This is a genomic window from Acinetobacter radioresistens DSM 6976 = NBRC 102413 = CIP 103788, assembly GCF_006757745.1.
In the GTDB taxonomy this organism is placed as follows: Bacteria; Pseudomonadota; Gammaproteobacteria; order Pseudomonadales; family Moraxellaceae; genus Acinetobacter; species Acinetobacter radioresistens.
The window spans coordinates 1-5208 of the sequence record NZ_AP019747.1 but is presented as its reverse complement, the minus strand read 5'-3'; the positions used below and the strand labels follow the sequence as shown (position 1 = coordinate 5208).

Annotated in this window: 4 protein-coding genes; 1 reads left to right on the top strand and 3 read right to left on the bottom strand. The window is 39.5% G+C overall.

Going from position 1 to position 5208, the window contains the following annotated elements; all coding sequences use genetic code 11:
* Positions 1-347: 347 nt before the first annotated feature.
* The gene (locus ACRAD_RS16365) at positions 348-3287 is read right to left on the bottom strand and encodes a plasmid replication protein, CyRepA1 family (protein ID WP_010700403.1); all 2940 of its coding nucleotides are present in this window, start codon (positions 3285-3287) and stop codon (positions 348-350) included.
* The gene (locus tag ACRAD_RS16360) at positions 3284-3517 is read right to left on the bottom strand and encodes a hypothetical protein (protein ID WP_005020734.1); all 234 of its coding nucleotides are present in this window, start codon (positions 3515-3517) and stop codon (positions 3284-3286) included. Before ACRAD_RS16360 ends, ACRAD_RS16365 begins: the two co-directional genes overlap by 4 nt.
* 373 nt (positions 3518-3890) lie before the next feature.
* On the opposite strand from ACRAD_RS16360, the gene ACRAD_RS16355 reads away from it, so the two are divergent.
* Complete coding sequence (locus ACRAD_RS16355; protein ID WP_005020737.1) at positions 3891-4406, top strand: plasmid replication DNA-binding protein; 516 nt, start codon at positions 3891-3893, stop codon at positions 4404-4406.
* A 6-nt stretch (positions 4407-4412) separates the two neighbouring features.
* On the opposite strand, the gene ACRAD_RS16350 is transcribed toward ACRAD_RS16355, so the two are convergent.
* On the bottom strand, positions 4413-5012 hold the full coding sequence (locus ACRAD_RS16350; protein WP_005020739.1) for a recombinase family protein: 600 nt from the start codon (positions 5010-5012) through the stop codon (positions 4413-4415).
* Positions 5013-5208: the final 196 nt, after the last annotated feature.

The following is a 5208-nucleotide window of genomic DNA, read 5'->3' as shown; positions in this document are numbered from 1 at the left end:
GGGGTCGGAAAATTACACGTTCGGGGTGTGCTAGATCCTTTTTTATGGACTAAAGAAAATACACGCCCAGGCTGCTAGATCCTTTTTTATGGACTCTAAAAAATGTCAGGTTTTGTCAGGTTTTATCAAGTTTTATCAAGTCCGCGCGCGTACCTATCCGAAAACTCTGCTCGTAATGCTCCGAAAATAGCTAGTCCCTTTAGGGGGTCGCAAAAATAAGCTGTTCAATGGTTTTATCGGAATCTATAGATAGCCGAAAACTCTCTTTTTTTATAAGGGTGGAAGTAGCCTAAGCAAATCAACTTAGGCTATTTAATTTCTATAGAAAAAAGGCTCAATGTGTCCAGTTAGCCTGTCCCTGTCTGCCAATAGTCGTCATCGGGATCTATAGCATAAAAGCCTGCATTGCTTGGCATATCCGCGAAATATGGGCTTTCATTGCTTGGCTCTTTGTCCTGTACCTGATCTGATACTGTTTTAAGCTCGATAGTCTTTGTTTTTATAGCGTACCTATCTGCTAACTGCTCCATAGCTTCAATACTTGCGCCGTCAATTCTATAAACCTTTGCACCATCGTTTTCCGACACTTCGTGCAATTTGTCTATAGACAATATACTCAATGTGTCGGATTTCTTGCGTAAAGCTGGATTATCAATTCTCTTTCCATCAGTCTTGATCCCGAAATGCTCAAGCAGTAACTTTAATCGCTTAACTGCTGTCTTTGTTTCTTTCTTCTGAGCAAATGACTTTGGAATAAAACCAATAGCAGCAAGATACTTTTGATGTGGCTCGATTCTTTTTAGAACGGATCTAGCCTGACTATCTGAAAATATAGCTCCCCCCGTAATATTCAGCTCTTTAAATATGCCCTTGAATATATCCGCTGCCTGCTTCGTGTAGTCCCTTAGTGCAATATCTGTTGCCTTATCTCTGACAGCCTTATGATGCCCAAATACGGCGTTATAGCGCATAACCTGAGCCATGTTTATATTTAAATCCTGCTCAGTCAAAACAGCATCAAATGGCAAGTTTAACTGCATGCGTTTATCGTATGCTCTAAGCTCGTACACCTCTGTATCTGTAAGGTCTAATGATCTTCTATACTTGTTTGCCACTTCTTCAGTGATCGGATTGGCATTTAAGATACCGTTTCTATCAGCCTCTTTAATTTCGGCTCGTGCTTCTTTTAACTCATGCTCAATAGCTGCATTTATTGAATATTCTGCACGTCTAATTTCAAAGCCATAGTATTCCAGCAAGTAATAGAGATTGTTTGCAAAGCTAGCCTTATCCATCTCATTATTGGCTTGTATGGTTGCTATCAGGTCGGTTAATGCTGTGCCTTTTTCACCTGATAGATTTTGCCATGCTTCTTTTTTAGTTTCTGCATCAATGTACGGCGTAAACTTTTGATCAATGAATAAATGAAATTCTTTTGCATAACGTACACGGCCAAGCATCTGATAAGCGTCACGGCTCGTTACTGAGTGGCCTGTTAGAATCCCTGCAACATAATCAAAGTGAGGCTGTGTTGTACCGTTTGCATCCCTATGCTCAACTGATACACCGCTTGAGATTGTAGGGCTGGCAATAATGGCTTGGTATTTTTTACTTTCCTGATCAATGTTATCTAGGAATTTTTTAGCCTTACTCTTTGTTGTGCTTCTAGTGATTAGAAAAGAATTAATATCATAATTGCCATTAATAACCCTGTCCGCATCTCTAGCACGTTCAGCCGAATCACATGCAACCCAAACATTTTTATCATGGCCGTTAATATCTCGGACTATCTTGTTAATTACGCTCTCTTTGGTGCTGTGAATATAGACAATTTTTTTCTCATTCTTTGGCTTGATCTCTACAATATTAAAACGCTCGTTAGGCCTGCATGATTCAATAAAGGTTAATGTGTCTTGATTGATGTTTGCATCGGCCACAATAACGCATTCAGCTTCGGCTATAAGCTGGCGCAAACGTGCGTCTGTTTTTTCCTTACTTGTGACAAAGCTAGTATCTGAATTAAAAGCCTCTAATACCTGAGTAATCTCATCTATAAATAAATGCTTAACGCTTCGTATAAATTTGCTAAATGCTTCACTGTCTAAGCTATTAATGCAGACAGCAAGTGAATTAATCGAACCTTGCGGATCAATGCCCATCTTTGAGGCCATTTGATATGTTTCTTGCTCTACTTTGTAATGCCCAGTGTTTAGAGTATTGCTTAGCTCTGATATAAGGCTTGTTCTGTGTGCAATTGCTAAGAATGGTAGATTCCCCCCCATACACCAATCAGCAAACGGCTTTCCTACGTTCCGCGTTTTACCTGTGCCTGTTGGTGCTTTTAATAAAATCACGCCCTTATAATTCAGGTCGTTTAATTCATCAAAATTATTGATAACTAAATGTCTGTGCTGCTTAGTGTCATGAATTGTTATGGCCTTTAATGCCTGCTTTTTTTTATCGTTCAAAATCCACTGGGCGCGTTCAAGAATAAGATCCAGCATAACGCCGTTTAATTTGCCCTCTAGTTTAGCTCTGACGCCCTTTAAACTTTCCTTGTATGGAATGTTAGGCAAAGTCTTAAACGTGTAGGCATAGGCAAGCTGGGCGCATTTAAACGGATCTTGCTCTTTGTTTAATTGATCTAGTATTTCTGCGGCTGTCTTATCGCTTGAGTATCTGATTTCATCCAGTGAATAAAGGTGCTGGGCTTTTAAGGATTTCTCTTTTTCCTGCTTTGCTGCGTCATCAATCAAACGGCGCATTTCTTTAGCTGTAAGCTCTGCAAGCGTTTTGCCTGCAAATAGATCATTACAATCTAAAAGCATTACACCCTTATCTAAATGGCTGTGTAGCGTTTTATAGTCTGATAATGCAACTTGATAGCCTGTTTCTGCTGCTTTGATTGCAATCGGAAGTTTTGAAGAACAAAGAACAAGATCCTTTCTTATGCTTTGCTCAATATTGAACGCCGTTATACCTTGCTGGCCAATATAAACGGTTTTTCTATCTGCATCCTGAACCGCCAAGCCTACAAGGTTGCTTAGTGTTTTATCGTATTGAAGCAATACCAAGCCACTTTCTAAAAGGTCTTTGCCCTCATGGGTAACAAACTGACTAACCTCTAAAAATGGCTGTGTGTTTTCAATGTTTAGCGGTCTAAGTATTGAATCCCTAAATAAGGGTAATCTAGGCGTCCTAGTGTTTTCAATAAGCCATTGTTTTATGTTATAATCTGCCTTGTCTAGGGGGCTTTCACTGTGCGAATGGTGGAGGCCTTTTATCATTTCTGAGCCTCCTGATTTTCGCTATAAAGCGCATCATTTGAGGCTGTTAGGTATCCTAGACTTTCAAGGGCTTTAAATACTTCGGACTTATCCCAAACGTAAGTTATACCGAAACGGCAAATAGGCTTGGGTAGCTTTCCTGATCCCGCCCACCGCATCACAGTGATAGTACGGCGTTTGATTATTTGAGCAATTTGCGGGGCTGTGATGGTGTTTTGTAATTGGTGCATGTGTAACCTCATTAATTCTTTAAAAAATCAAAGGGCTACTGTTCTAGTTTTAAAGCATAAGCTATTGCACTGATATTATTATCAAGATACAATGTCAACATGTTATTAAATAGCATGCCCCTTATGCTTCTATGTAGTCGGTCGTCAAACTAATACACAGTAGCAATGAATATTTAGGCCACTTCGGTAGCCTGCAAACGAACCGCACCCCAATGCGGTTTTTTTGTTTTTATAGATATAGAAAAATCTAAATCTATGTAGATTAGACTACAATATAAAGCCAAGATTTTAAAGTAATTATTGCATCCTGTTTAATCGCTTTTATGGATGATATTATTTTGACATAGATCGCAATTAATACAGAAAAAATAATATGGCTCACCTCTCTTTAACTGAAGTGTCTAAACGCTTTAACGTCAATAGAACCACTATTTATAGGGCTGTGAACAATGGCAAGCTGTCGCGTTTAAGCAATGGCCTGTTTGATCTTGCTGAAGTGATCCGCGTCTTTGGTGAACCGCCTGCACCTGTAAAGCAATCTATTGAACCGCCTGCCAGTAATGCAAACGATAAAGAAATAATTTCTATACTTAAAAGCCAAGTTGAATTATTAACAAAACAATTAGAAAAAAAAGACAATCAGATTGACCACTTGCAAAGGCTGCTTGTTGCACCTGAAACGTCCGCGCAACGCCCTGAAGCAACAACATGCAACGATACTGAAACGCCCATAGATCAAGCCATGCAACATGATGAAACGCCGTATAAAGCAAATAGCAACGATACAAAGCAACATGATGCAACGGCGCAAAATGACACGATGCAACAACCTAAAAAACGTGGCTTGTTTGATCGGCTAGATCGAGGGCTTAAAGCGTTCCTGAAGTGATAAGCATCAGCCTGTTTTTAATACTCGATAAACAGTAGCAACGCCCACGCCAACCGCTTTGCGTATTTCTTCTTTTGTCATGTTACCTTGTGCTGCCAGCTCTAAAATACGCTTATGCTTCTCCGTGTTGGCTTTTTTTCCTGTTGGTACATATCCTGATCTCTCTAAGCCTTGCTTAATACGTTCCTTGCGTTTCTCATTGTCTAGGCGCGCCATTGTGGCCAGTAGATCAATCAGCATATTGTTTACAACGCTTAAAACCGCGCTTGTAATGTCATCTGTTGCATTTATCAAAGCATGGGTAGTCGGTAGATCCTGAACAATCAATCTTAGGCCTTTATCTTTAATACGCTGCTTTAACGTGCTGAAGTCGTCTTGAGTTAATCGGCTAAGTCTATCAACGCTCTCAACAAGTAATATATCGCCGTCCTTTGATTCATCTAGCAACTTATTAAGCTGTGGGCGTTCTAGCTTCGTTCCTGTGTGGTTTTCAATGTATTCAGTAGTGCTATGTCCTAGTCCAACGGCAAAGGCTCTAAGGCTATCTAGGGCGCGTTCTGCATCTTGTTCTTTTGTGGATGCTCTAACATAAATTCGAGTATTCATTTTATCATTTAGCTATCTTTGTCTAGGTATTATGATAATAATGTCATTTAATTAACATTGATAGTCTAATGATAGAATTATATTAATATTTATCACTTATCTTTTGGGTATAGTCCAATGATAGGCTTTTATTGCGCCGTGCTAGATGTCAGAAAAACCATATCCCGATTAGAACGGCTGCTAGATCCTTTTTTAT

Coding starts and splice junctions, on each gene's coding strand:
- ACRAD_RS16365 (WP_010700403.1), bottom strand. CDS start 3,287: ATGATAAAAGGCCTCCACCATTCGCACAGTGAAAGCCCCCTAGACAAG.
- ACRAD_RS16360 (WP_005020734.1), bottom strand. CDS start 3,517: ATGCACCAATTACAAAACACCATCACAGCCCCGCAAATTGCTCAAATA.
- ACRAD_RS16355 (WP_005020737.1), top strand. CDS start 3,891: ATGGCTCACCTCTCTTTAACTGAAGTGTCTAAACGCTTTAACGTCAAT.
- ACRAD_RS16350 (WP_005020739.1), bottom strand. CDS start 5,012: ATGAATACTCGAATTTATGTTAGAGCATCCACAAAAGAACAAGATGCA.